General features: G+C 61.2%; 21 protein-coding genes. 14 read left to right on the forward strand and 7 right to left on the reverse strand.

All coding sequences use genetic code 11. The annotated features are described in order from the left end of the window. Nucleotides 1-32: 32 nt before the first annotated feature. On the reverse strand, nucleotides 33-575 hold the full coding sequence (gene hpt / locus ACLB1Z_RS18455) for a hypoxanthine phosphoribosyltransferase (RefSeq protein WP_029671142.1): 543 nt from the start codon (nucleotides 573-575) through the stop codon (nucleotides 33-35). A 166-nt stretch (nucleotides 576-741) separates the two neighbouring features. On the opposite strand from hpt, the gene ftsE reads away from it, so the two are divergent. From ftsE to ACLB1Z_RS18495, 8 genes are all read left to right on the forward strand, one after another. Continuing rightward, the gene (gene ftsE, locus ACLB1Z_RS18460; protein ID WP_013949663.1) at nucleotides 742-1398 is read left to right on the forward strand and encodes a cell division ATP-binding protein FtsE; all 657 of its coding nucleotides are present in this window, start codon (nucleotides 742-744) and stop codon (nucleotides 1396-1398) included. Then, nucleotides 1382-2488, forward strand: coding sequence for a cell division protein FtsX (locus tag ACLB1Z_RS18465; protein WP_409561152.1), 1107 nt, complete (start codon nucleotides 1382-1384; stop codon nucleotides 2486-2488). The genes ftsE and ACLB1Z_RS18465 overlap by 17 nt, the downstream gene beginning before the upstream one ends. A gap of 164 nt (nucleotides 2489-2652) precedes the next feature. Next, nucleotides 2653-3297, forward strand: a complete 645-nt coding sequence (locus ACLB1Z_RS18470) for a YdcF family protein (RefSeq protein WP_013949665.1) — start codon at nucleotides 2653-2655, stop codon at nucleotides 3295-3297. Next, the gene (locus tag ACLB1Z_RS18475; protein WP_409561153.1) at nucleotides 3290-4090 is read left to right on the forward strand and encodes a lysophospholipid acyltransferase family protein; all 801 of its coding nucleotides are present in this window, start codon (nucleotides 3290-3292) and stop codon (nucleotides 4088-4090) included. Before ACLB1Z_RS18470 ends, ACLB1Z_RS18475 begins: the two co-directional genes overlap by 8 nt. A 147-nt stretch (nucleotides 4091-4237) precedes the next feature. Further along, a complete protein-coding gene (locus ACLB1Z_RS18480; RefSeq protein ID WP_013949667.1) occupies nucleotides 4238-4540 on the forward strand; it encodes a hypothetical protein in 303 nt (100 codons plus the stop codon). Between the two features lie 203 nt (nucleotides 4541-4743). Continuing rightward, nucleotides 4744-4962, forward strand: coding sequence for a hypothetical protein (locus ACLB1Z_RS18485; RefSeq protein WP_409561154.1), 219 nt, complete (start codon nucleotides 4744-4746; stop codon nucleotides 4960-4962). 161 nt (nucleotides 4963-5123) lie between these two features. Beyond that, entirely contained in the window at nucleotides 5124-7496 is a 2373-nt protein-coding gene (locus tag ACLB1Z_RS18490) for an adenosylcobalamin-dependent ribonucleoside-diphosphate reductase (RefSeq protein WP_409561155.1), read from the forward strand. Nucleotides 7497-7779: 283 nt separating this feature from the next. Then, on the forward strand, nucleotides 7780-8202 hold the full coding sequence (locus tag ACLB1Z_RS18495; RefSeq protein WP_013949671.1) for a hypothetical protein: 423 nt from the start codon (nucleotides 7780-7782) through the stop codon (nucleotides 8200-8202). Between the two features lie 24 nt (nucleotides 8203-8226). Here ACLB1Z_RS18495 and ACLB1Z_RS18500 read toward each other — a convergent pair whose 3' ends face one another. Then, complete coding sequence (locus ACLB1Z_RS18500) at nucleotides 8227-9183, reverse strand: prephenate/arogenate dehydrogenase family protein (protein ID WP_409561156.1); 957 nt, start codon at nucleotides 9181-9183, stop codon at nucleotides 8227-8229. Further along, nucleotides 9183-10286: a histidinol-phosphate transaminase gene (hisC, locus tag ACLB1Z_RS18505; RefSeq protein WP_409561157.1), complete on the reverse strand. Its 1104-nt coding sequence runs from the start codon at nucleotides 10284-10286 to the stop codon at nucleotides 9183-9185. The genes ACLB1Z_RS18500 and hisC overlap by 1 nt, the downstream gene beginning before the upstream one ends. A gap of 149 nt (nucleotides 10287-10435) precedes the next feature. Between hisC and ACLB1Z_RS18510 the strand changes: the two genes are divergently transcribed. Continuing rightward, nucleotides 10436-11641 carry a homoserine O-acetyltransferase gene (locus ACLB1Z_RS18510; RefSeq protein ID WP_409561158.1) on the forward strand — a complete coding sequence of 402 codons (1206 nt, stop codon included), beginning with the start codon at nucleotides 10436-10438 and terminating at the stop codon, nucleotides 11639-11641. Continuing rightward, nucleotides 11638-12312: a methionine biosynthesis protein MetW gene (gene metW / locus ACLB1Z_RS18515; protein WP_409561159.1), complete on the forward strand. Its 675-nt coding sequence runs from the start codon at nucleotides 11638-11640 to the stop codon at nucleotides 12310-12312. Before ACLB1Z_RS18510 ends, metW begins: the two co-directional genes overlap by 4 nt. Here metW and ACLB1Z_RS18520 read toward each other — a convergent pair. Continuing rightward, nucleotides 12305-13051 (reverse strand): methyltransferase domain-containing protein, encoded by a 747-nt coding sequence (locus ACLB1Z_RS18520; protein WP_409561160.1) that lies wholly within the window; start codon nucleotides 13049-13051, stop codon nucleotides 12305-12307. The two genes, metW and ACLB1Z_RS18520, sit on opposite strands and share 8 nt — an antisense overlap. A gap of 155 nt (nucleotides 13052-13206) precedes the next feature. On the opposite strand from ACLB1Z_RS18520, the gene gloB reads away from it, so the two are divergent. The 3 genes from gloB (at nucleotide 13207) to ACLB1Z_RS18535 (ending at nucleotide 16752) form a co-directional block, all read left to right on the forward strand. Then, complete coding sequence (gloB, locus tag ACLB1Z_RS18525; RefSeq protein WP_409561161.1) at nucleotides 13207-13977, forward strand: hydroxyacylglutathione hydrolase; 771 nt, start codon at nucleotides 13207-13209, stop codon at nucleotides 13975-13977. A 27-nt stretch (nucleotides 13978-14004) separates the two neighbouring features. Then, complete coding sequence (locus tag ACLB1Z_RS18530) at nucleotides 14005-14454, forward strand: cupin domain-containing protein (protein WP_409561162.1); 450 nt, start codon at nucleotides 14005-14007, stop codon at nucleotides 14452-14454. A gap of 207 nt (nucleotides 14455-14661) precedes the next feature. Beyond that, complete coding sequence (locus ACLB1Z_RS18535; protein WP_409561163.1) at nucleotides 14662-16752, forward strand: NYN domain-containing protein; 2091 nt, start codon at nucleotides 14662-14664, stop codon at nucleotides 16750-16752. Nucleotides 16753-17118: 366 nt separating this feature from the next. Here the strand turns inward: ACLB1Z_RS18535 and phbB are convergent, their stop codons facing one another. Together phbB and ACLB1Z_RS18545 are read right to left on the reverse strand one after the other, a co-directional pair. Continuing rightward, entirely contained in the window at nucleotides 17119-17847 is a 729-nt protein-coding gene (gene phbB / locus ACLB1Z_RS18540; RefSeq protein WP_013949680.1) for an acetoacetyl-CoA reductase, read from the reverse strand. A 90-nt stretch (nucleotides 17848-17937) separates the two neighbouring features. Beyond that, complete coding sequence (locus tag ACLB1Z_RS18545; RefSeq protein WP_409561164.1) at nucleotides 17938-19128, reverse strand: acetyl-CoA C-acetyltransferase; 1191 nt, start codon at nucleotides 19126-19128, stop codon at nucleotides 17938-17940. A gap of 278 nt (nucleotides 19129-19406) precedes the next feature. Between ACLB1Z_RS18545 and phaR the strand changes: the two genes are divergently transcribed. Continuing rightward, nucleotides 19407-20048, forward strand: coding sequence for a polyhydroxyalkanoate synthesis repressor PhaR (gene phaR, locus ACLB1Z_RS18550; RefSeq protein ID WP_409561165.1), 642 nt, complete (start codon nucleotides 19407-19409; stop codon nucleotides 20046-20048). Between the two features lie 28 nt (nucleotides 20049-20076). Here the strand turns inward: phaR and ACLB1Z_RS18555 are convergent, their stop codons facing one another. Next, nucleotides 20077-21780 (reverse strand): EAL domain-containing protein, encoded by a 1704-nt coding sequence (locus ACLB1Z_RS18555; protein WP_409561166.1) that lies wholly within the window; start codon nucleotides 21778-21780, stop codon nucleotides 20077-20079. Between the last annotated feature and the right edge of the window lie 49 nt (nucleotides 21781-21829).

Here is a 21829-nt window from a genome sequence, read left to right on the forward strand (position 1 = left end):
CCTTCCCTCTCCCGAACCAGGTGCGCGTAGCCCTAGTCGACAATGCGGCCGACGAAAGGCAACTCACGATAGCGATGCGCGACGTCCATGCCGTACCCGACCACGAACACGTCGGGACACTCGAAAGCGCAATAGTCCGGCTCGATCGATACGGCGCGAGGGGCCTTCTTGTCGAGCAAAACGCAGGTTTGAATGAGATTGGCGCCTCGAGCGGCGATCAGATCCTTGGCAAAAGCGAGTGTGCGGCCGGAATCGAGCACATCGTCGATCAGGATGACGTGGCGGTTCTCAACGTCGAGGTCGAGGTCGCGCAGAATGGAGACCTGGCCGGAGGAAACCCGGCTTTTGCGATAACTGGACAGCGTCAAGAAATCGACCTCAGGCGCCAGTCCGGCAGCGTGGAGCGCCCGGATCAGATCGGCGGCGAAAACGAAACTGCCCTTGAGGATCGGAACGACCAGCAGATTTTCCGGCTGTTTGGCCGCGATCTCGGCGGCGAGCACGCGCAGGCGGACCTGAATATCCTCGGCTGAAAAGATCGTTTCGATGGTCGGAGAGATGTCTAAATCGCGCATGTCGTTATCCTGCAACTCGCGGCGGCCGGGGTCCACTGACCGGAAAGGTTCCTGTGTACACGACCACGCCACAATCGTAATCGATTGATCATTGTGTCTTCGAGGTGTCTATAGACGCGGGGACCCGTAAAGAGCCCAAAATATCCACTATCAAGGCGAGTACCTCTTGATTCGCTTGACGAATGTCGGACTGAAATACGAGGGCGGGCCAGAGGTGCTGTCAGATGTGACGTTTCATCTGCGGCCCGGATCCTTCCACTTTCTGCATGGTGAATCGGGAGCGGGGAAGACCTCTCTCCTGCGCCTGATGTTTATGTCGTTGCATCCAACGCGCGGCGAGCTGCGCATGTTCAGCGAGGACGTCACCCGGGTGAAGTCGCAGATGCGCGCCGAGATGCGGCGGCGTATCGGCATCGTTTTCCAGGATTTCCGCCTCTTAGACCATTTGACGGTGTGGGAGAACGTCGCGTTGCCGCTGCAGGTGATCGGTAAGAAACCCTCCGACTACCGTGAAGATGTGACAGACCTTTTGCAGTGGGTGGGCCTCGGCGACAGGATGTATGCGAACCCGTCCGTGCTGTCAGGCGGTGAGAAACAGCGGGCCGCCATCGCGCGGGCCGTTATCGGCAAGCCCGAGGTGCTGCTGGCGGACGAGCCGACGGGCAACGTCGACCCGCAAATGGCGCGACGTCTGCTGCGCCTCTTCGTCGAACTCAACCGGCTTGGAACCTCCGTAGTCATTGCGACGCACGATCATCAGCTCATGCGGCAGTTCAAGGCGCCGCGTATCGAGGTGCATAAGGGCCATGTCCGGATCATCTAGCCGCTTCACCGGACGGGGCGACCCAGCGATGCCGCTGCCGGGCTACGATCCTTATGACGAACCGGTGACGGGGCTGCCCGCACATACGGGCGGTTATCCGGCTTTCCATGCTGACCGCACAATCACTCCGGAAGACACGCCGCACGATCTCAAGCCGCCGTCCCGCGATCGCGACCGTGGACGCAAAATGAAGGTCACGGCACCGGTCGTCCCGCCCGGCTCGGTCACGGGACGCTCGCTGACGCTCGTCATTGCGATCATGTGTTTTCTCGCCTGTCTCACCGCGGGCGCCGTCTGGATGATCAAGGAATCGTCCGACGCCTGGCTCAGCGACATCGCGAGCGAGGTAACGGTGCAAGTTGTGCCGCAAGAGACCGGCAATATCGACCGAACGGTTTCCGACGTCGTTACCTTCCTGCGCAAGCAGCGAGGGATCGCCAACGTCAATCCCTTGAGCCTCGATCAGTCGGCGGCCCTGCTGCAGCCGTGGCTCGGCTCTTCGGATGCGCTCAAGGCGTTGCCGGTGCCGCGGCTGATCGCCGTTGAGATCGACCGCACCGATCCGCCCGATTTCCGTCAGATCAGCGACGACCTTGGTAAGACTTTCAAGGGCGCATCGCTCGACGACCATCGCCGTTGGCAGCAACAGATTCGGGCAGTGACGCGGTCGTTTGCGCTCGGCGGCCTGGCAATCCTGGCGCTCGTCGGCGCGGCGACGACGGCGATCATCGTCTCGGCAACGCGCAGCGCCATGGCGTCCAACCGGGAAATCGTCGAAGTGCTGCACTTCGTCGGCGCCACCGACAAGTTCATTGCCCGCGAATTCGAGAAGCACTTCCTGCGTCTCGGCATCAAGGCCGGCATCGTCGGGGCCGCGTTCGCCATGCTCGTCTTCATGAGCATGCCGGCCATCACGGAGCTGCTCGGCGGGGGGGCCGTCAGCGCCGTCGAGATGCAAAGGCTGATGGGGACCGGCGCTCTCGACGCGCTCGGTTACGTCATTTTGGGGTTTGTCGTCGTCACCATTGCGGGGCTATGCATGGTGACGTCGCGCGTCGGCGTCTATCGCATCCTGAACGGCAAGCACTAGCCGCCGTCCGATAAGACATCTGCAGGGGGAACTACCGTGATTTGCTTGGCACAGCGTCAGGCTCAGCCGGAGGAGACGGCTGCCTATCCGGTCCGAAATCGGCTAGAGTCCGACGCCTTGGCAAGCAGCAGGCCGGCGCGCGAGATCGAACCAGCATTCCAACCATGACAAGGATTTCTAAGGCCTTCGTTTTGATGCTGGCGCTCGGCACGGCTGCGCTCGTGTTCGGGTTCGTGCTGTTTGCGGTTTCCGTAACGCGTGACGACGCAACGGGCTGGGACAAGGCCGACGGCATCGTGGTGCTGACGGGCGGCGACAATCGCATCGAGGCCGGCGCCAAGCTCATGAGCGAGGGCCGCGCCAAGCGGATGCTGATTTCCGGCGTCAACCGCAAGGTCAGCCGCGAAGAGATGCAGCGGCTGCTCGGCATCGATAAGCAGATCTTCAATTGTTGCGTCGATCTCGGCTATGAAGCGCTCGACACGGTCGGCAACGCCGACGAAACCCGAACCTGGGCCAACTCGAACGGCTATACGAGATTGATCATCGTGACGTCACGCTACCACATGCCCCGTAGTCTCGCCGAGCTGGCGCTCGCCATGCCGGGCGTGACGCTGCTTCCCTATGCAGTAACGCCGCGGCGGTTTCCGGAAACGGCCTGGTGGCTGCATCCGACCACGACGCGCGTGCTCATTTCGGAATATTTAAAATTTCTTCCCGCCGTCGCCCGCCTTACGGCGCAGAGGATCATGAACTGGAGCGACGGGCGGTCTGTTGCGATCATGCCGGATAAGCGCGCCGATGGCTAATTCAGTAGCAGCCGGGCCGGGCGCTTTGGTTATCGTCAGATCGCTGATCTATTTCGTCGTGTTCTACATCGTGACGGCGCTCTATCTCGTGCTCGGCTCGTGGCTGCTCGTCGGGCCACGGCCATGGGCGATGAAAGGCCTCGAAGTCCACGGCCGTACCTGCGTCTGGCTCTTGCGCCTCATCTGCGGCACGAAACTCGAAGTTCGTGGACATGAAAATCTGCCGAAGACAGGCTGCCTCGTCATTTCAAAGCATCAATCGGCATGGGACACGTTCGGGCTCATCTCGCTCTTTCGCGATCCGGCGATCGTGTTGAAAGACGAGTTGAAGTGGATTCCATTCTACGGCTGGTTTTGCATCAAGTTCGAGCACATCCTGGTTAAGCGCGAGAAAGCCTCGGCGGCGCTCAAAGCCCTAATCCGGGACGCCCGGCAGCGGATCAGCATCGGCCGCGAGGTCGTGATTTTCCCGGAGGGGACACGGACCATTCCGGGTGCACCGCCCGACTATAAGCCCGGCTACGTAGCTCTTTATGAAGCACTCGGCGTCGTCACCGTGCCGCTGGCGCTCAATTCCGGGCTGTTCTGGCCGCGCCGCAGTCTTTGGCGCTATCCGGGCACCATCATCGTGGAATTCCTGCCGCCGCTGCCACCGGGATTACCACGCGCGGAGTTTCGCAAAAAAGTCGAGACGGCCATCGAAACCGCGAGCATGCGACTTATTGAGGAAGCGGCACGTGGTCCCTCGCCGCCGCCCCTGGCGAAGACGCAGAATTCGGCTCAAGCCGCATAGGTTTTCCACATTTTATCCAACCGCCTGATGTGCTGATGCCGCAACGCGGTGAAAATCGTCGGTGTGGTTGCGCTTTGTTATGCACGGTGTTCGCATCGCTGTGGCAGATTTTACGTCTGATCGTTTCAGCAATCATGGAGCCATCCAATGCGTACTTCCGCCCGGTTGATGTGGGCCATTCTTGCCGTCGGAGGCGTCGCTATGGCCGCCGCTCCGGCCGAAGCCAAGCAATGTTTCAAGAAAGCCGCCCAGGGCGTTGCGCTCACGGAAGGGCTTGCACATTTCCAGGTCGATGCCGCGCTTCTGCAAGCGACCGACTGGAACATTTACTTCACCTGGGTTTCGGGCAACGGCACGCCGGGATATTCGTTCGGTCCCCGCCACTATAAGTGCAACTCGGAGGCGATCGGCTATTCGTGCTACGGCGAAGCGACGCTCTGCAAACTTTGAGGCGATCAGCCTTCCTGAGATAAACTCTCGCATAGCAAAGCCCGCCAGACCGGCGGGCTTTTTCAATTGCCGTTGATCGCAAATTCCAAGCCCCTCGAAAGCGGTGGTTACCATACGACCAATTGTTCTTCCGCTAACCATTACAATTGGAAGCAAATGCTTTCTAATGGTCTGGCGGGGAGTTTTATTTTTGAGGAGTGCGTATGTTGAAAATCAAAGCGGCTCTCGCGACGTTTGCTGTCGCGATGCTCTGGGCTAACAGCGCGTTCGCCTTCTGCATTGGTCCGTGGTGCTTTGGCGGCGATGGCGGAGGCGGCGGTGGTCCGGCTCCTGCGCCCGAGATCGATGGGCCGGCTAGCCTCACGGCTGTCGCCTTGCTCATCAGCGTCGGCGCCATCGTCTACCGCAAAATGAAAGACTAAGGTCGGCTCGCCTCTTTGGGCGCGCAACGATTCCAAAGATGGGACCGCGGCTGTCTTCGGCCGCGGTTATTTTATTTGAGCGATTGACTTGCCAAGCTCTGGAACATATAGTGAACATGCATTGAAGATTGGTTGGCAACGCCTATATCCCGGTGTCCCCGATGTCTGCGGTTTTATCAGCTCTGCCCGCGATTTCCGACGCCATTTGGCGGCGCAAGTACCGCTTTGCCGGGTCGCCGACAGCGGGTGGCGATGAGACGATCGAAGACACCTTCCGGCGCGTGGCCAAGGCTGCAGCATCGGCGGAAACCGACGAAGCCACGCAAGCGAAGTGGGGCGCTGCCTTTTACGATGCGATGGCCGATTTCGGCTTTCAGCCGGCCGGTCGCATCCTGGCCGGGGCCGGTACGGACCGCAACGTTACGCTCTTCAATTGCTTCGTTCTCGGCGCAATCCCTGATGATCTTTCCGGCATTTTCGAAAGCGTTAAAGAAGCCGCGCTGACGATGCAGGCCGGTGGCGGCATCGGGCATGATTTCTCGACGCTTCGTCCCCGCGGCGCAACCGTCAAAAGCATCGGCGCAGACGCGTCGGGACCGGTCAGCTTTATGGACGTCTGGGACGCCATGTGCCGCACGATCATGTCGGCGGGCCAGCGCCGCGGCGCGATGATGGCGACACTACGCTGCGATCATCCCGACATCGAAGCTTTCGTCGCAGCGAAATCCGATCCGCTGCGGCTCAGGAATTTCAATCTTTCGGTTCTCGTGACCGATGCCTTCATGGAGGCCGTGAAACGCGGCTCGCCTTGGGAACTCGTTTTCGAAGGCAAGGTCTACAAGACGATCGACGCCAAGGGCCTCTGGGACAAGATCATGCGGGCGACGTACGATTACGCAGAGCCCGGCGTCATTTTCATCGACCGGATAAACGCGGCCAACAATCTTGCTTATTGCGAGACGATCTCGGCGACGAACCCGTGCGGTGAGCAGCCGCTGCCGCCTTATGGGGCGTGCCTTCTCGGTTCGATCAATCTTGCCCGTTTCGTGGAGAAACCATTCTCGCCGGACGCGCACGTCAATCACCAAAAGCTCGAAGCCCGCGTTGCCACCGCCGTTCGCTTTCTCGACAACGTTATCGACATCTCGCGCTATCCGCTCGAAGCCCAGGCTCAAGAGGCGCGCGCGAAACGGCGCATCGGCCTCGGCATCACGGGGCTTGCAGATGCGCTGATCTTCCTCGGCCTTTCGTATGGAAGCTTGGCTGCTCGCGAGAAGGCGGCCGAATGGATGGCGATTATCCAGAATGCCGCCTATCGCGCCAGTGCAGCTCTGGCCGCTGAGAAAGGCGTCTTTCCGCTGTACGACGCCAGCGCTTTTCTCGCCCGGCCCAATGTCGAGCGTCTCGACGGCGACGTGCGTGCGGCGATTGCGGCCAACGGCATCCGCAACGGCTGCCTGACCTCGATCGCGCCAACCGGCACGATCTCGCTGCTCGCGGGCAATGTTTCTAGCGGCATCGAACCTGTGTTCGATTTCGTCTACCGGCGGCGCATCCTCGGCGATGGTGCGACGGCGAGCGAAGAAACCGTCGAGGATTACGCTTACCACGAGTTCCGCGCCCAGTTCGGCGAGAATGCGCCACTGACGCATGCGTTCGTGACGACTGAAACATTGTCGCCCGCCGAACACGTGGCGATGCAGGCAGAGATGCAGCCCTACGTCGACAGCGCCATCTCGAAGACGATCAACACGCCTGGAGCCATATCCTTCGAAGACTTCCGGGATATCTATGCGGAAGCGTTTGCGCTTGGCCTCAAGGGTTGCACGACCTATCGGCCGAATGCAGTCACGGGCGCGGTGCTGTCCAAAGCGGAAGGGGTAAACGATGCGAAACCCGCGCCGACCTCCAGCGTCAGTGCTTCGGAAGACCCGGCGAAATTCGGTGACGTCGTCTACATGACGAAGCCACTCGAACGCGACGCAGCGCTCGAAGGCATAACGTACAAGATCAAATGGCCGGCGAGCGCGCATGCGCTCTATGTCACGATCAACGATATCGTTCGCGACGGGCGACGGCGGCCGTTCGAGATCTTCATCAATACGAAGAACCTCGAACACTACGCCTGGACGGTGGCGCTGACGCGCATGGTCAGCGCCGTATTCCGCCGCGGCGGCGATGTTTCGTTCGTTGCTGAAGAGTTAAAGGCGGTGTTCGATCCCGAAGGCGGGCGCTGGATGGGTGGCCGCTACGTGCCTAGCCTGCTGGCTGCCATCGGTAACGTCATCGAACAGCATATGCTGCACATCGGTTTCCTCACGCGCGAAGATGCCGAAGGCAGCGACGCCAAACCTGCGCACCTACCCGTTGCGGCCATCGAACGATTGGGCAGCGGGCCGCAGACAGCGGCGCGTGACGGCACGGCATCACAGGTGGCGGTGGCACGGATTTGCCCGAAGTGCGGCGAGCGAGCGCTTCGCCATATCGAGGGCTGCTGGACGTGCACGAATTGCGATTATTCGCGCTGCGGCTAAAGCCGTCAGAATTAACGATGTCGGAACGACTTTTTCGCGCGCACCGGAATGGTGCGCTGCGTATTCGCTAACGCCTATTCAGAATTGCGCGCGAAACGCCTCTCTGCTCAGGCAGAGTGTTTGCAATTCTTCCTGTTCTCAACACCTCATTGACCATCGAGGCGCGATCAGGGCGGGCACGTCAAATTTTCGAACCAAAGTTCACCATTTTTCACGGGGATGCGGGGTATCACGGTCTCAAGAGCAATATTCGGCGACAGTCGCCGATCAGGGGTCATGCGTAATGAGTGCCGAAATTATTCAGCTTGCCGATTTCCGGGCGCGTCGTCAGAGCGGTGACGAAGCGCAGCAGGTGAGCATCAGCGGGACGTATCCGGAGCAGCCGCCGCGGTTCCACTTCTGGACCGGCGCGTCAGGCAAGCGCTACGTCCACACGGTCTACAGCTTGTTCGATTGCCCGACGCTCGAAGACGCCAACTACATCCTCGTGCGCCGCAACGATCGCTCGACGCGCGCCGTTCTCGCCATCGGCCGGCTGTCGAACAACTGCCCGTCGGAGAACCTTGCCGAGATCCGTCAGCATGCGGCAGCGCTCGGCGCCGATGAGGTCCACGTGCATCTGCTCGCGTCGTCCAATCAGGAAGCAGCGGCCGTCGAAGCCGATCTCATCACCGCGCAATTCATGAACACGCCGCACTCGGCGTAAGCCACGATTACGCTTGGATCGGCCTCAAGCCGATCCCTTGCCGGTACGCGCTGCATTTCTACCGAAATCGGGCTGTGCCGTATCCTGGCCAGCCTGAATGATACCACGGCGAATGGCACGGGCGTTGGCGAATGTCTTCTCCAGCGTCGGCCCATCGCCGAAACGGATTGCACGCTGAAGCGCCACGAGGTCTTCCGAAAAGCGGCCGAGCATTTCGAGCACAGCCTCTTTGTTGTTCAAAAAGACGTCGCGCCACATCACGGGATCCGATGCGGCAATGCGCGTGAAGTCACGGAAACCGGCCGCCGAGAACTTGATGACTTCGCTGTCCGTCACGCGCTCCAGATGCGCTGCCGTATTGACGATATTGTAGGCGATGAGGTGCGGCACGTGACTGGTGATCGCGAGCACCATGTCGTGGTGCTCGGGCGTCATTAGCTCGACATTAGAGCCAAGCTTGCGCCAAAACGTCTCGAGTTTCGCAAGCGCGGCCGGGTCGGCATCCGGACCGGGCGTCAGGATACACCAGCGACCGTCGAACAGTTCGGCAAAGCCCGCGTCTGGACCCGACTGCTCGGTTCCTGCAATCGGATGGCCGGCGATGAAATGCACACCATCGGGCATGCTCGGCGCGATGTCACGCATAGCCGCGCCTTTGACCGAGCCAACGTCTGAGACGATCGCGCCCTTCTCCAGGTGCGGACCGATCGCCTCGGCGACAGTCTTGAAGGCGCCGACCGGCGTGCACAGAATGACGAGATCGGCACCTCTGACGGCCTCAACGGGATCGGCGTAGGCCTTCGTAACAAGGCCCAGCGCCTCTGCCCGCTCGCGTTCTTCAGGCGTTAGCGCGCTGCAGACGATCTCGCCCACGAGCCCGGCACGGCGCGCAGCGTGGCTGATGGAGGAGCCGATCAACCCGATACCGATGAGCGCCAGGCGCTTGAACATCGGCTTTGTCTCACTGTCTCCGGATGCCATCAGGCAGCGCCCTTCATGTAGCGCGCGAGCGCATCGACAGCGCGTTTGTTGTCGCTCTCGGAGCCGATCGTCATGCGGAGCGCATTCGGGAAACCGTAGGCGCCCACCTTGCGGACGATGACGCCTTGCGATTTCAAGAATTCATCGGCGCCTGCCGCGGTCTTGTCGCTGCCTTCGGGGAAATGCATCAGCACGAAGTTGGCGACGCTCGGCGTGACGGTGAGGCCGAGCTTTCTCAACTCGCCTTCGACCCATGGTAGCCAGACGTCGTTGTGGTGCTTGGCGCGCTCCATGTGTGCGACGTCTTCGATCGCGACAGCGCCTGCTGCAATGGCGGGCGACGACAGATTGAAGGGGCCGCGGATGCGATTAAGCACGTCGGCGATTTCCGGCGGACAATAAGCCCAGCCAATGCGTAGCGCGGCGAGGCCATAAATTTTCGAGAACGTGCGCGTCATCACCGTGTTCGGGGTGGTCGCGACAAGTTCGATACCAGCCTCGTAGTCGTTGCGGCTGACGTATTCGCTGTACGCCGCGTCAAGCACGAGCACGATGTCGCCGCGCAGCCCAGCGCGCAGTCGACGCACCTCTTCGATCGGAATGTAGGTTCCGGTCGGATTGTTCGGATTGGCGAGGAAGACCATGCGCGTCTTGGGCGTGACGGCAGCGAGAATAGCGTCGACATCGGTTTTCAGGTCGCGCTCGGGCACGACGACAGGCGTCGCGCCGTTGGTCAGAATGGCGATGCGATAGACGAGAAATCCGTGGGCGGTGTAAATCGCCTCGTCGCCGGGGCCGAGATAGCCACGCGCCAAAAGACCCAGCAGCTCATCAGACCCTGATCCGCAGACGATGCGCGCCATATCGAGGCCGTAGCGGCGTGCGATGGCTTCGCGCAGGCGGGTTGCCTGACCGTCGGGATAACGCTCCAGTTCGCCGGCAGCGGCCTTGAAGGCCTCGATCGCGGCGGGGCTCGGGCCCAGCGGCGTCTCGTTGGACGACAGTTTGGCAGGGGTCAGGCCGCCCGGCACCTTGCTTTCGCCCGGCACGTAGGCTGCGATATCGAGTATGCCCGAACGTGCAATTGGAGCAGTCGCCACCATATAAGATCTCAAATTGTTGACCGAAACTGGGGATTTCGGGCGCATTGATAGGGGCTTCACCACTTGAAATCAAAGTTTAAAGTTGACTTTATCGGCCGCTCAGCCAGACCGCTTTCGACGCCCTTAACACCGGGACTTCTTTCGCAGCCATGACCGCAGCTCCACCAGATCTCATCGCTCCGGCTGCGCGGCGCTATTCGGAGGTGCATTCGCCTTCGAGCCCGGTCGCGCGCTTTGACGCGAGCGCGCCGTTGCGGCTGGCGTGTCAGCAAGATTTAGCCCCGTTTTCAATTGCATATGAGACTTACGGCGAACTCAACGCCGCAAAATCAAATGCCATTCTGCTCTGCCATGCGCTGACGGCCGACCAGTACGTCGCAAGCAAGCATCCGATCACGGGCAAGCCCGGCTGGTGGGAATCGCTTGTCGGGCCGGGCAAGCCGATCGACACAGACAGGTTCTTTGTCATCTGCTCGAACATTCTCGGCGGCTGCATGGGCTCGACCGGCCCGGCCTCGATCAATCCCAAAACCGGCGAGCCCTATGGCTTGAACTTTCCGGTCATCACCATTGGCGACATGGTGGAGGCTCAGGCCCGGCTCATCGACTCTTTGGGCATCGATCAGCTCTTTGCTGTTATCGGCGGCTCGATGGGCGGCATGCAGGTGCTGGAATGGGCATCGCGCTACAAGGATCGCGTGTTCGCAGCTGCGCCTATCGCAACGGCCGCCTGGCACTCGTCGCAGAACATCGCGTTCCATGAGGTCGGGCGGCAGGCCGTGATGGCGGACCCGGAATGGAAGAGCGGCAACTATTACGCCTCGGGCACGGTGCCGAAGAACGGCCTCGCGGTCGCGCGCATGGCTGCGCACATCACGTATCTTTCGGAAGAGGCCTTGCACCGCAAGTTCGGCCGCTCTCTGCAAGACCGCTCGGAGAAAACGTTTTCGTTCAGCGCTGACTTCCAGGTCGAGAGCTATTTGCGGCATCAGGGCTCGACGTTCGTTGATCGCTTCGACGCCAACAGTTATCTCTACATCACGCGCGCGATGGACTATTTCGACATGCGCGAAAGCGCGGGCGGCACTTTGGCGAATGCGTTTCGCGGCACCAAAACGCGCTTTTGCGTCGTCTCGTTCACATCCGACTGGCTTTACCCGACGAAGGAAAGCCGCGAGATCGTGCAAGCCTTGAACGCCGTTGCCGCCAACGTGTCGTTCGTCGAGATCGAGAGCGACAAGGGGCATGACGCGTTCCTGCTCGAAGAGCCGACGTTCTTCGCGACGATCCGCGGTTTTCTCAATGCCGCCGCGGTAAAGCGCGGCCTTGGCGCGCCGAAAGAGGTATCGCGATGAATGCCCCGGATCTCGGCAAAATCGTCGGCGCTCCGAAAACACCGCGCCTCGACCACGTTCTCATTACCGAGATGGTCGAAGCGGGCTCGCGGGTGCTCGATGTGGGTTGCGGCGACGGCGAACTTTTGCAGCTTCTGACCGAGCGCAAAGGTGTCGACGGTCGTGGCGTGGAATTGCAGCGCGATAAGGTCAATGCCTGCGTTGCGCGCGGACTTTCCGTCATCCAGGGCGACGCCGACCGCGATCTCGATAACTATCCGGATCAGGCGTTCGACTACGCCATTCTTTCGCTGACAATCCAGGCGACACGGCAACCGAAGACGGTGCTCGAAAATCTGCTGCGCATTGGTCGGCGGGCCATCGTGTCGTTCCCGAATTTCGGGCACTGGCAGGTGCGCACGAAGCTGCTGTTCACCGGCCGCATGCCGGTCAACGACAATCTGCCGGACGCCTGGTATCTGACGCCGAACGCGCATCTGTGCACGATCCGCGATTTCGCCGATCTCTGTGCGTTGGTGAACGCTGACGTCGAACAGGCCGTTGCCTTCAACGCCTATGGTGCGCGATTGCCGATCCGCTGGTCGCTGTCGATGCAGAATTTGTTCGGAGAAAAAGCCGTGTTCCTGCTGCGCGGTCCGAAGCCCGAAGCCGCGGCGGCGACACTCACCTGAAAGGGCGAATACCGGCGGTCGTTCGCGTATCGGCCGGCTTCAGGATCGCAGGTTGGGCGACGACGCGTTTGCCGCTGCCGACCGGCGCCATCACTTCTTTCGTCGCTTCAACAAGTATGACGCCCGCAACGCCAATGGACATGCTCGGACCGAAGCGCTCCAGCGCAGGCGCCATGCGTAGCATCAGGCGTTGGTTGACCGGCGGGAAGTAGAGCGATTCCCCCCAATCGACGGGCGTAAAGAGCGCATCCGTCAATTGCGTTTCGAGCTGGCCGCGACTGAACGGCAATCCGTAACCGAAGGGCGTGCGGTCCATGCGCGACCAGAGTCCGCGGCGGTTGGGGACGACGAACAGCGCGCGGCCGTCCGGCTTCAGCACCCGCCAGATTTCCCGTAGCAGCGGGCCGGGCCGTTCTGATTGCTCCAGGCAATGGACCGCCAGCAACCGATCAATCGAATTATCGGGCAGCGGCCATTGGTGGTCGCCGACGAGCACCGAGTGGCAATGGCCCGAGCGCGGCCAGACTACGGCGCCTTGGCGCGCGGGCATCAGACAGGCAAGGCTATGGGCTTCGGTGCGAAACGTGCCGAGAAATGGCGACGGAAAGCCTGCTCCAGCGATCGCGAGGCCGTTAACCCGTTTCCATCTTTCCCGGATGGCCAAGGTCAGTTGGCGCCGCACGACCCGTCCGAGCGGGGTCCGGTAGAAATCTCTCAAGGTTTTGGCGTCGAGAGGCATCTTGGCGCTTAAGTAATTCGATCAAATCTGAGCATCGGACCCTCTCTAGACGATCCGACCATCGAGAGACAGTCCGGACACGCAACAAATGGATTTTCACTGCGTCGTTTCGCTGCGTTTGACAGGGCGTTCCGAGCCAACCAAAGTCCCCCGCCATGGGAGCCCTTGATATCGTTCTTCTGCCGTGTCTCACGGACAATTACTGCGTCATTCTGCATGAGCCGGAAACCGGCGAAACAGCAGCAATCGACGCGCCGAGCGCGGCTGCCATCAAAGCCGCATTGGCTGAGCGCGGCTGGCGGCTCAATCACCTCTACATCACGCATCATCATACCGACCACACAGGCGGCATCGAAGAGCTGAAAGCTTTCTACGGCATGCCCGTCACGGGGCCGGAGGCCGAGGCCGACCGAATTCCGGGCTTGACGCAAGGCGTCACTGCGAAAAGCGAATTGTCTTTCGCCGGTCATCCGATCCAAGTGCTCGAAACGCCTGGGCATACGCTCGGCCACATCACCTACTATTTCCCCAACGACGGAATTGTCTTTACCGGCGACACGCTGTTCTCGCTCGGTTGCGGCAAGATCTTCGAGGGTGACCCGAGGATGATGTGGGAGTCGCTGTCGAAAATTGCAGCCCTTCCCGGCGATACCAACATCTACTGTGGGCACGAGTACACGCTGAACAACGCCCGCTTTGCGCTGACGATCGAACCGGAAAACGAGGCGCTGAAAGTCAGAGCGGCGGAAGTCGAAGCCTTGCGCGCAAGTGGCAAGCCGACGCTGCCCACGACAATCGGGCTCGAAATGGCAACGAATCCATTCCTCAGGCCGCAATCGCGCCCAATTCAGGCGCGGCTCGGAATGCTCGGTGCTCCCGACTGGGAGGTTTTCTCGCGCATCCGGCAGTTGAAAAATAAGGCCTAGGGCCCGCGCATCCGGGAGAAGACCGCAATGAACCCCGACCTTTCCGGCGATGACGTCATTGCGCTGCTTGAGCTTTCTCCGCATCCCGAGGGCGGGCACTTCCGCGAGACCTTTCGCGACAAGGCCGAGCCGGGAAAGCGCGCGGCATCGACTGCGATCTACTTTCTACTCAAAGCCGGAGAACGTTCGCATTGGCATGCGGTGGACGCAGCCGAAGGCTGGCATTTCTATGCCGGTGCGCCATTGTTGCTCGAAATCTCGCCAACGGGCGGGCCGATCGAAAAGGTCCATCTTGGCAGCAATCTCGCGGACGGCGAGCGGCCACAGGCGATTGTTCCCGCAGGGCATTGGCAACAAGCGCGCAGCCTCGGAAAATGGACGCTCGTCGGCTGCACGGTGGCGCCCGCTTTCACGTTCGAGGGCTTCACGTTGACGGCTCCGGATTTCTCACCCGTGTCGCGTCCATCTGTCGATTAAGCGGCGCAATGGCAACAGCCAAACGCGTTTCAACGATCTCCACACGCCATCCCCAGAGCAATTAGCCTAGCGCGTGGCGCGCTCGACCTCCATCCACGGGTTAATTGTCTCTTTGGTGCAGGAGCGGGCTGCCGCTTCTTGTGGGGGGCCTTCGACTCGTCAAATAGTGACTGCGAATCAAGTTCCGATTCACGGGGGTTGCAGTCCATGAAACGCGAGTCCTTAGGGCCCGTCCTTACAACGGTGTTCGTCGATTACGACAACATCTATCTGTCGCTGAAGCGAAAGAACGAAGATGCTGCAAAGCGCTTCGCCAAAGACAGCGGCGTGTGGCTGCAAGGCATTGTATCCGGTGAACTGATAACCGCGACGAACGGATTTGCGTTGTCGGGCGAACGCCGGATCGTGATGAACCGCTGCTACGGCAATCCAGTGCCGCGCCGAAACACGCACGACAATTCGACGGACATGAATTCGTTTCCGTTCATCCGTCACCATTTCCTGCGCTCGGGCTTCGAGGTGATCGACTGCCCGCCGCTGACCGCTCAGCTCAAGAACTCCGCCGACATCCGCATCGTGATGGACGTGCGCGATATTCTCAATCACGACACGTATTTCGACGAGTTCATCATCCTGTCGGGCGACGCGGATTTCACGCCGTTGCTGCATCGCCTGCGTGCGCATGCGCGGCGAACGGTGGTCTTCGCGAACGATCATACGGCGCAGCCCTACACGGCGATCAGCGACGGCGAAATTCGCGAGTCGGATCTCATCGCGCTGCTGACGAGCAACCGGGCCATCTCGGGCGAGACTGCACGGGAAATTCCGGCGCCTGCACCGGCCATCGACGTCGAGGCTGCACGCAAAGCGATCCTGGCTGAAGTCGTCGATTTCGTGCGCAGTGCGCCGCAGGCCGTGCCGCTGGAAACGCTTGCGGATCGCGCCGTGCGCATCATCGGTCGCGACAAGACGGTCGGAACGAACTGGGGCAACTATGGATCGTTCCGCGATCTGCTGCTCGCCGACCTGCCGGACGACATCCATTTGAGCGATACACCTCCCTATACGGTGTTCGACGCAAACCGGCATATCTCGGCAACCGGGCTTATTGCTCCGCAGTTGGCAGCACCGGCAGCCGAGCCACAGCCGGCGCCGCGCCGCGAGTATGCGCCAGAGCCGGTTCGCGCCGAGCCGTCGCAGGTTCAGGCTCAACCACCGCGGCGCGAATACACGCCGGAACCCTCCCGGATCGAGGCACAGCCGCAACAGCCTCAACGCCGCGAATACGCACCAGAGCCCGCTCGCATAGAGGCCCAGCCGCAACCGACAGCACTCGCGCCGGCAGCGCGAATTGCAGCGCCTCAGCCGGCTCCTGCACCCGCTCCGGCCTTGCAGCCCACCCCTTATCAGGCGCCCGCGCCGCAGCAGCGCTACATCGACCGGACCTCGGCGCCTCCGGCGCCGCCGATGGCTGCACCACGCCCCGCTCCTCAGCAGGCGGCTGCCCCGTTGATGCCGCAGCGGCCGGTGTCGCAAGCTCCGGCACCGACGTACCAGCCCGAGCCGAGGCGGGAGTTGCCGCGTGCTCAGGCTCAGCAGCCAGCACCGCCGCCGCCCGTGACGGCTGCGCCGCGCAATGCCGACCAGGCGACGCAAATCCAGCAGTCTATCGCGCGCATTCACGAAGCGTGTCAGGCCCCGGCGCTGGCGCCTGCCGAATATCGCGTGCTCTTCGACGTCATGTCGCAAGAGATTTCGACGAACGGGCTGCAGGGTGCGCAGACGCTCGTCAACATCACACAGCGGGCGCGCGAGTTCGGCCTCGACATCAAGCGAGACGATCTGCGCTTCATCTACGACGTGGTGAGCGAGAGCGATCCGTGGTTCGAGCAGGGAACGTCAGCGGGCTTGTTTGCAAGCCGCTTCCGGAACTTCGTTGTCGCGCGCTGCCGCAGCCAGGGCCTCAGTCTGTCGGCCGATGAGCTCGATCTGATCGAAGCGTGGTTTTCGGCGCCGCAGCAACAACAGCACGCCCAACCGCAGCAGACCGCACGTCAGCAACAACAGGCTTATGGCGGCGGGCGGCCAGCGGCTCCGGCTCCCCAACAGCCGATGTCCGGGCAGCTTCCGGGGGCGCCGGGGGCCGGCGGCGAGCGCTGGTGGAACGTCGAAGGAAGCCGCCAGAACATGCCCGAGCAGCGTGGCGTCGATCCGCGCGGGGCGAACGCTTACGCTCAGCAGCAGGGCGAAAGCGAAGATGAATTTCCGCGTATCGTGCGTTCCAGGTTTCGCGGCTAACGCCGCGGGCGCGCTTCCGCGACTAACGGCCCGATTTAACTCCGATACGAAAAAAGGCTCTGGCAGGACATCCTGCCAGGGCCTTTTTTTTTCTTTTGCGCTCGCTGCAATCAATTACGTCGGTTGCGCTGACAGAGGTCAGTGCTCGGCAATGATCCAGCGTACGCTGGAAACTTGGCTGGCTCCCGGCTGCGCCGGGATGACGGGAAATGGAGCAGCTTTCCCTCAATTCATCCCCGAGTTTGTCAAGATGACGGGGACGACAGCCCTTTGCAAACGATGGCTCTTAAAAATCATGGCCGGGCGCGAAACCGCCCGGCCATGACGAAGTGGTACGCTCTGAGTATTTTTGGGCAGCTACGAGAATTAGCTCGCGAGGTACTGCCCGCCGTTGGCTGTCAGCGTCGAGCCGGTGATGAAGCCGGCATCGTCGGACGCCAGGAACACGACGCAGCGTGCGATCTCGTTCGGCTCGCCCAAACGGCCGACGGGAATCTGCGGAAGAATGCTTTTCTCCAATACTTCCTGCGGTACAGCCTTGACCATTTCGGTCGCGATATAACCGGGGCAGATAACATTGACCGTAATGCCCGCGCGGGCGCCTTCCTGAGCGAGCGCCTTGGTGAAGCCGATGTCGCCGGCCTTCGACGCCGAATAGTTCACTTGGCCCATTTGGCCTTTCTGGCCGTTGATGGACGAGATGTTGATGACGCGGCCGAACTTGCGCGCGCGCATGCCTTCCCAGACCTGACGCGTGACGTTGAAAAGACCGTTCAGGTTGGTGCCGATGACGTCGTCCCACTGCTGCTTCGTCATTTTGTGGAACATGACGTCACGCGTGATGCCAGCGTTGTTCACGAGCACGTCGATGGGGCCGACATCTTTCGCGATCTGCGCGACGGCCTTCTCCGTTGCTTCGTAGTTGCCGACATCGAACTTGTAGACGGGAATGCCGGTTTCGATCTGAAAGGCTTGTGCAGCCTGATCGTTACCAGCGTAGCTCGCTGCCACCCGATAACCGGCGCTCTTCAGAGCGATCGAAATCGCGTGGCCAATGCCGCGCGTGCCTCCCGTGACGAGGGCAACCCGTGCCATAGCAGTCTCTCCCTAGATTTTCTGATTGTGATTGTCGATGGAAACGCAGCCGCTTGAACACAAGCGGCTGCGCGATGGATTTGATCAGGCTTAGTCGCGGGCGACGCACATGGCGACGCCCATGCCGCCGCCGATGCACAACGTGGCGAGACCCTTCTTGGCATCGCGGCGCTGCATCTCATAGACGAGCGTGTTCAGGATGCGCGCGCCCGAGGCGCCGATCGGATGACCGATGGCAATCGCGCCGCCGTTGACGTTGACCTTGTCGGTATCCCAGCCAAGGCCCTTGTTCACGGCAATCGCCTGCGCGGCGAACGCTTCGTTGGCTTCGATCAGGTCGAGATCGTTGATCGACCAACCGGCCTTCTCCAGTGCCTTCTTCGACGCCGAGATCGGGCCGGTGCCCATGATCGACGGATCGACACCAGTCGTCGCCCACGAGACGATGCGAGCGAGCGGCTTGATCCCGCGCTTCTTCGCTTCCTCGGCGCTCATCAGCACGACGACCGCAGCACCGTCGTTGATGCCGGACGCGTTGGCGGCGGTGACGGTGCCCTCTTTCGGATCGAAGGCCGGACGCAGCTTGGCGACGCTATCGTAGGTGACGCCGTCCTTGATGTATTCGTCCTGCTCGACGACCGTGTCGCCCTTGCGGCCCTTAATGGTGACGGGGATGATCTCGTCCTTGAACTTGCCGGCCTTGCGCGCGGCTTCAGCTTTGTTCTGCGATGCGACGGCGAATTTGTCCTGCTCTTCACGCGTAATCTGCCACTGGCGCGCGACGTTCTCGGCCGTCGTGCCCATGTGATAGTTGTTGAAGGCGTCCCAGAGGCCGTCCTTCACCATCGTGTCGATCAATTTCATGTCGCCCATCTTGGTGCCGTCGCGCATGTGCGCGGCGTGGGTCGACTGGCTCATGCTTTCCTGTCCGCCCGCGACGACGATCGACGCTGCGCCGGTCTGGATCTGCTGCATGCCGAGAGCGACGGCGCGCAGGCCCGAGCCGCAAATCTGATTGATGCCCCAAGCCGGGGAATCAACCGGGATGCCAGCGCCAACCGACGCCTGACGCGCCGGGCCCTGGCCCTGAGCGGCGGTCAAAACCTGACCGAGGATCACTTCGGAAACGTCGCCCGCCGGCACGTTCGCGCGCTGGAGCGCGGCTTTGATAGCAATTTCTCCAAGCTTCGACGCCGGCAGCGAGGCCAGCGCTCCGTTGAAGGAACCGACGGGTGTACGCGCGGCACCCGCAATAACGATCGTCGAAGCGTCTTGGCTCATTTGCGGCCCCTCCCTGGGCAGAGTAATCTTTTTCGTGAAGATTTATCGAAAGCCTTGCTGCTGCGCCAGTTTTTACGGCGTCAATCTGAAGACGAAAACAGTTTGCAGTGAGCGGCCATATTCAGCAATTGCGACCTCTTGCCTAGACTGCCCAATTGCGCTGGCTCAGGCCCGCCCAAAGGAGTGACAGAAACGTCTGGCGAAGGGCCCCCAGGGTGTGGTACGCTGCCGCAGTGCAGCAACCCGCTGATAAGCCGTCGATAGAGAACGCGAACGCGATGTTGACCAACCCAGATCCTCAAACGCAGGCGCCTAAAAAAGAAGCGGTCGTTATTAAGAAGTACGCCAACAGGCGGCTCTATAACACCGAGACGAGCACCTACGTGACGCTCGAAGATCTCGCGAAGATGGTTCGCGGCGATCGGGACTTCGTTGTTTACGATGCCAAGAACGGCGATGATCTGACTCACGCCGTTCTGACGCAGATCATCGTTGAGCAGGAAAGCCGCGAAGGCGGACAGGCGTTGCTGCCGATTCCGTTCCTCCGCCAGCTCATTCGCTTTTACGACGATAGCATCGCGCGGATGGTGCCGAGCTACCTGCAGTTCAGCCTCGAGCATCTGGTGAAAGAGCAATCGCGGTTCCGCGAGCAGTTCGCATCGGCGTTTTCCAATCCGGCCGCGGCCTTCGAGTTCTATCAGCAGCAGGCTCGCCAAAACATGGCGATGTTCGAGCAGGCCATGTCGATGTGGGCGTCGTTCGGGTCGCCCGGCAGCGGCAAGCCTGGCGAAGGTCAGCCGTCTTCCGCACCAGCCGCGACGACGGAATCTCCTGGAGACCGCAACGAGCTCGACGAACTCAAGTCGCAGCTTTCAGCCATGCAGCAGAAGATAGAGAAGCTCTCGCAGTCGCGTCCCTAAGCGACTGCGATAATGCGCGGCGAGACCGTCAGGCGGCTTCGACGTAGTCGGTGCTGTCGAACGGCATGCCGTAATAATAACCTTGCATGTAGGTTATTCCGGCGCTCTTCAGAAAACGGGCAGAGCGCTCGTCTCCCACCCACTCGGCAACCGTCTCCATACCGAACGTGTTAGCGAGTTCGATCATCGTCTTGACGAAGATCTGATCGCTGGTGTCGTCGGCAAGATTTTTGACGAAGGCGCCGTCGATCTTGACCATGTCGACGTTGCGCCGCTTCAAATTCTTAAATGACGTGTAACCGGCGCCGAAATCGTCGATGGCGACGCGGCAGCCCAACTCGTTCAACGTATCGACGAAATTCACCGATTGATCGAGTTCTTCAAGGGCAACGGTTTCCGTAATCTCGACGATCATCCGCGGCAACACGTCGGGGCGATCCCGGGTCAGACGGCGCAGCGCCGTCACCCATTCGAGATCGGAACAGGTCAGGCCGGAGACATTCACGGACAGTGTCAATTCGCGGTGCCGCTTCAGCAGATCGACCGTCAGCTCCAATGTCCGGCGGTCGATCAGACGCGAGAGCCCGAGATGCTCGGCGATCGGCACGAATTCGCCGGCCGAGACGAGGCTGCCATCGGGACGCTCCATGCGCAGCAATGCTTCGTAGATTTCGGCCTTACCGGTTTTCGTCGAAATCATCGGCTGCAGGACGAGACGCATGCGGTTGTCGTCGAGCGCGGCAATGACGCCCTCGGCGATCGATTTGTTCCGCATGCGGTTGCCTTCGGCCGACGGCGACGGCTCGTGCGCGATAAAGCAATCGAAGCGTTTCGATTTGGCGACATCGAGGGCGCGCAGCGCGAAGTTCACCGTGTCCTGCACCGACTTCGCTTGGTCGGGGATGATGACGCCGCCCAGAGAGATCGTCGCCGACAATTGGGCGACTGAGGTTCTGATCGTGGTCTCGCGAACGGCTTTGATGAAGCGGTCGGCGGCAATGCGAAGCGCGCCTTGTCCGCAGCCGAGCATAATGATCCCGAACTTGTTGGACGAATACCGCCCGATGACGTCGCCGCCGCGCAGCTTTTCGCGAATACGGCGGCCAACCTCGGCGATGACCTGGTCGCCGATCTCGATACCGAACGTTTCGTTGATAACGGCCAGATTGTTGACCGAGATCATCAGGAACGCGCACGGCTGATAGTGCCGCTCGGCGCGGGCGAGGATAGCACCCAAGGCTTCGGTCAGGCGCGTGCGGTTGAGCTGACCAGTCAATTCGTCGAGATCATCGCGAACGAGCCGGCGCTGCTGTTCGAGGTATTCCTCGGAGATGACGCGAATGACGCCACGCGCACGCGCCGCGTGGCCGTCGGCGCCCGGCCACCAGCGGCCCTGATCTTCCACGCGGATCTCATGTTCGCTACGCTGGCCGTTTGGACGCAGCCGGTATTGCAGACGGTAGGGCACGCCGCGTACGCGGTCGGCGCCGACGCTGCGTGACAAAGCTTCCAGGCGGGAATTCAGATGCTCGGGTGCAATCAGAGCGTGATAGGCGGCACCCGTGGCGATCTTGCTCATGTCTCTGACGCCGAGGATGTCAGACGCATTGCTTTCCCACTCGACGCGGCCGGTGGTCAGATCCCAGACGTAGGCCGTCTCCTCGATCGACGACAGGATGCCGACGAGATCGAGCCCCTCCGTTTCGGTCAATGTATCCGGCACATCGGACATCGATTGCGCCCGAGCGTCTGAGGTCAGGCCGGCAGGATATTCATCTGGA

Source organism: Hyphomicrobium sp. MC8b, from assembly GCF_905067615.1.
Classification (GTDB): domain Bacteria; phylum Pseudomonadota; class Alphaproteobacteria; order Rhizobiales; family Hyphomicrobiaceae; genus Hyphomicrobium_B.